This is a genomic window from Streptomyces prunicolor NBRC 13075 (genome assembly GCF_000367365.1).
Taxonomy (GTDB): Bacteria; Actinomycetota; Actinomycetes; order Streptomycetales; family Streptomycetaceae; genus Streptomyces; species Streptomyces prunicolor.
In genome coordinates this window covers 1-3896 of record NZ_BARF01000035.1, presented here as the reverse complement: position 1 = coordinate 3896, position 3896 = coordinate 1, and the positions used below count along the sequence as shown (strand labels likewise).

Annotated in this window: 4 protein-coding genes; 2 read left to right on the top strand and 2 right to left on the bottom strand. The window is 69.8% G+C overall.

The window, feature by feature from the left end:
• Positions 1–111: 111 nt before the first annotated feature.
• Together SPR02S_RS17010 and SPR02S_RS17005 are read right to left on the bottom strand one after the other, a co-directional pair.
• Positions 112–564, bottom strand: coding sequence for a hypothetical protein (locus SPR02S_RS17010; RefSeq protein ID WP_019058186.1), 453 nt, complete (start codon positions 562–564; stop codon positions 112–114).
• A gap of 297 nt (positions 565–861) precedes the next feature.
• Positions 862–1848, bottom strand: coding sequence for a hypothetical protein (locus SPR02S_RS17005; protein WP_019058185.1), 987 nt, complete (start codon positions 1846–1848; stop codon positions 862–864).
• An 85-nt stretch (positions 1849–1933) separates the two neighbouring features.
• On the opposite strand from SPR02S_RS17005, the gene dapE reads away from it, so the two are divergent.
• Together dapE and SPR02S_RS16995 are read left to right on the top strand one after the other, a co-directional pair.
• Positions 1934–3013, top strand: a complete 1080-nt coding sequence (dapE, locus tag SPR02S_RS17000) for a succinyl-diaminopimelate desuccinylase (RefSeq protein ID WP_019058184.1) — start codon at positions 1934–1936, stop codon at positions 3011–3013.
• Between the two features lie 77 nt (positions 3014–3090).
• The gene (locus SPR02S_RS16995; protein WP_019058183.1) at positions 3091–3849 is read left to right on the top strand and encodes an LOG family protein; all 759 of its coding nucleotides are present in this window, start codon (positions 3091–3093) and stop codon (positions 3847–3849) included.
• The last annotated feature ends 47 nt before the right edge of the window (positions 3850–3896 follow it).

Genomic DNA, 3896 nt, shown 5'->3' with positions numbered 1-3896 from the left:
CCGCGTGGGCGCGACCAGCCCCCACCGACGGTCAGCCGACGAACAACGCAAAAAGGGGTCCAGGGAACTCCCTGGACCCCTTCAACGCAGGCACGCTAAAACGCGGCCGAACTAGCCGAGCGGAAGCCCCTTCAACGGCAGCTCCTGAGCCGTGGGCAGCCCACCCTTGGTGACGGCGTCCGTAGGCAACCCGCCACCCGCCGTCGCCGTCTTCGCAGTCTCACCAAGCAGACCCCCGGCCTGCCCAGCCGTGTCCCCGGCAACATGCTGCGCAGCCGGCGCCACCGTCTTGGCAACCTTCCCGCCGGTCTTCCCGGCGGCCGGCACCGCCTTCTCCAGGGCCTGGCCACCGGACTTGCCGGCGACCCCCGTGACGTTCTGGCTCGCGCCGTCGACCGTGTTGCCGACGCTCGCCCCGTCCAGGGCGGTCAGCGCGCCCAGGTTCGGGGTGGCCGACAGGGAGGGGGCCGCACTGGCGGAGCCGGCCGCACCGACCCCGGCTGCCGCTCCCGCTGCGACGAGCAGCGCGGCACGGGCGATCCGGCGGGTCAGGGGGAGGGACATGATGCTCCTTGTGTTGATCTCCGGGCTCGGACGCAGTGACTACCGCTCGAAGCGCGCGAAGGTTGCGGAGCGGCAACGTAAAGAGTTGGCAATGCGTCGCATAATCAGCTACGGATAAAAACGGACAAAGAGCGCCTGGTCTGAAAGTCTGTCAAATACGTACAGCCCTTTGTTCTCAAGGGTTCCGGCGCATGTGAGGGTGACGGCCCGACGACCGGAGCGCACCCGGACCCGGAACGACCACCCGTAACCCCTACGGGTGACGACCCGTACGACTGCCCGGCCACTGCCTCGCGGCTACTTCTCCACGCCCTGCTGCGAGGTCACTATCCGCACTCCGCCGGAGGCCTTCGTGGCGGTCGAGTGCCACGGGTCGTCCGCGCTGCCGGCGGCCCATTCGCGACCGGCGTAGGACACGCGCTCGATGTGCAGCTCCGAGGAGTTGGCCACCGCCCAGTGCGCGAGCTGCCAGCCGGTCTTCGTGCTGCCGGTCCGCACCGGCAGGGTCACCGTGCTGCTCCCGCCGCTCGCACTCGCGCTGGGCGCGGGCGTGGACTCGGCCTTCGCCTTGGACGTGCCCTTCGACGCCGAGCCGCTCGCGGTCACCTCCGCGCCGGTCTCCTTCAGCACCGTGCGCCCGAAGTCCCGTACCAGCGCGGCCCGTACGGCGTCCGGGCCGACGGCCGTCTGTGTGGAGTCGGGGAGGCCCTGACAGGTCAGCGTGGCGGCCGCCTGGCCCGTGAGGGCGGCGGACAGCAGCGTGGCCTCGGGCTCGTGCTTGGCGTACGCCTCCGGGTAGCCGCTGCGCTGCACGCGCTGCGCGGCGACGGTGAGGGGGAGCTGCTGGTAGTCGTCCACCTTGGAGAGGTGCTCGTAGAAGACGCCCGCCGCGTACGTCGGGTCGAGGATCTCCTTCTTGGTGCCCCAGCCCTGCGAGGGCCGCTGCTGGAACAGGCCGAGCGAATCCAGGTCGCCGTGCTGGATGTTGACGAGCTGCGACTCCTGGAGGGCGGTCGCGAGCGCGATCGTCACGGCCCGCTCCGGCATCCCGCGCCCGGTGCCGACGGCGGCGATCGTCGCCGCGTTCATCGTCTGCTCCTGGGAGAACTCGTACTCCTGGCCGTCGTCCTTCCCGGAGACCACCTTGCAACCGGGCCCGCCCCGGCCGCCGGTGACGTACTGGACGACCAGATAGCCCGCGACCGCGAGCAGCACCACGAGGGCCGAGGAGAACCGGAAGAGGCGGCCGCGTCGACGCTTCTTGGGGGTGGGGGACTGCAGCATCCCCACAAGGTAGCGGAGGCTCCTGTTACCGCTGCGTCGGGTGTGGACAAACGGTGGAGAGGCCCCTCGGGTTAGGGTCGACGCCATGTCCGACACCGCACTTGACCTCACGCTGGACGCCGCACGGCTCACCGCGCAGCTCGTCGACTTCCCCTCGGAGAGTGGCAACGAGAAGCCCCTCGCGGACGCGATCGAGACCGCGCTGCGCGCCCTGCCGCACCTGACGGTCGACCGGTACGGCAACAACGTCGTCGCCCGCACGAACCTCGGCCGTACGGAACGCGTCGTCCTGGCGGGCCACATCGACACGGTCCCGATCGCCGACAACGTCCCCTCGCGCCTCGACGGGAACGGCGTCCTTTGGGGCTGCGGCACCTGCGACATGAAGTCCGGGGTGGCGGTCCAACTCCGCATCGCGGCAACGGTGTTGACCCCCAACCGCGACCTCACCTTCGTCTTCTACGACAACGAGGAGGTCGCCGCCCACCTCAACGGCCTCAAGCACGTCTCCGAGGCCCATCCGGACTGGCTGGAGGGCGACTTCGCGGTCCTCCTGGAGCCGACGGACGGTCAGGTCGAGGGCGGCTGCCAGGGCACGCTCCGGGTGTTCCTGAAGTTCAAGGGTGAACGAGCGCACTCCGCGCGCGCGTGGATGGGCTCCAACGCGATCCACGCGGCTTCGCGGGCGCTGGCCAAGCTCGCCGCGTACGAGCCCCGTACTCCCGTGGTGGACGGCCTCCAGTTCCACGAGGGCCTCAACGCGGTACGCGTGGAGGGGGGAGTGGCCACGAACGTCATCCCCGACGCGTGCACCCTTGTTGTCAACTTCCGCTATGCGCCCGACCGTAGCGAAGAGGAGGCGGAGGCCTTCGTGCGCGACTACTTCGCCGACTGCGGGGTCGACGAGTTCGTCGTCGACGACCACACCGGAGGGGCCCGCCCCGGCCTGACCCACCCGGCCGCGGCGGCCTTCATGGCGGCCGTCGGCGGCGAGGCCCGCCCCAAGTTCGGCTGGACGGACGTGGCCCGCTTCAGCGCGCTCGGCGTGCCCGCGGTGAACTACGGACCCGGCGCCCAACTCCTCGCCCACAAGGTCGACGAGCGGGTCGAGGCGGCCCTGATCCCCGAGGCGGAGCGGCGGCTGCGGGACTGGCTCACCGCCTGACATCCGTATGTCCCCCCTCCGTAACCCGCGTAGACCTACGCTGAAGTACGAAACACCTGCAAGTGGAGGGAGCGCACATGGCTACAGGCAACCCCGAGGGCAAGCAGCAGCCACCGGAGGAGCAGCGCCTGGGACCGGTCCTCCGGCGGCGCGATCAGGTGACCGCGAGCACGACCGACCAGCGCCTCCTGGACGCGGGCGGCCCCTCGGACTGGGTCCACACCGACCCGTGGCGCGTCCTGCGGATCCAGTCGGAGTTCATCGAGGGCTTCGGCACCCTGGCCGAACTGCCGCCCGCGATCAGCGTGTTCGGCTCGGCCCGCACCAAGCCGGACTCACCGGAGTACGAAGCGGGCGTGCGGCTCGGACACGCCCTCGTGGAGGCCGGGTGGGCCGTGATCACCGGAGGCGGCCCCGGAGCCATGGAGGCGGCCAACAAGGGCGCCCTGGAGGCCAAGGGCATCTCCGTCGGCCTCGGCATCGAGCTGCCCTTCGAGCAAGGGCTCAACGCGTACGTCGACATCGGGCTGAACTTCCGTTACTTCTTCGTCCGCAAGATGATGTTCGTCAAGTACGCCCAGGGCTTCGTGGTCCTCCCCGGCGGCCTCGGCACCCTCGACGAACTCTTCGAGGCCCTCACCCTCGTACAGACCCAGAAGGTCACCCGCTTCCCGATCGTCCTCTTCGGAAGCGAGTACTGGGGCGGCCTGGTCGACTGGCTGAAGAACACACTCATCGCCCAGGGCAAGGCGTCGGAGAAGGACCTGCTGCTGTTCCACGTGACGGACGACGTGGACGAGGCGGTCGCGCTGGTGTCGAAGGAAGCCGGCCGCTAACTCTGATTCTGAACTCGGGCCGGCTTCACTCAGCCCGTCCGGCGTTT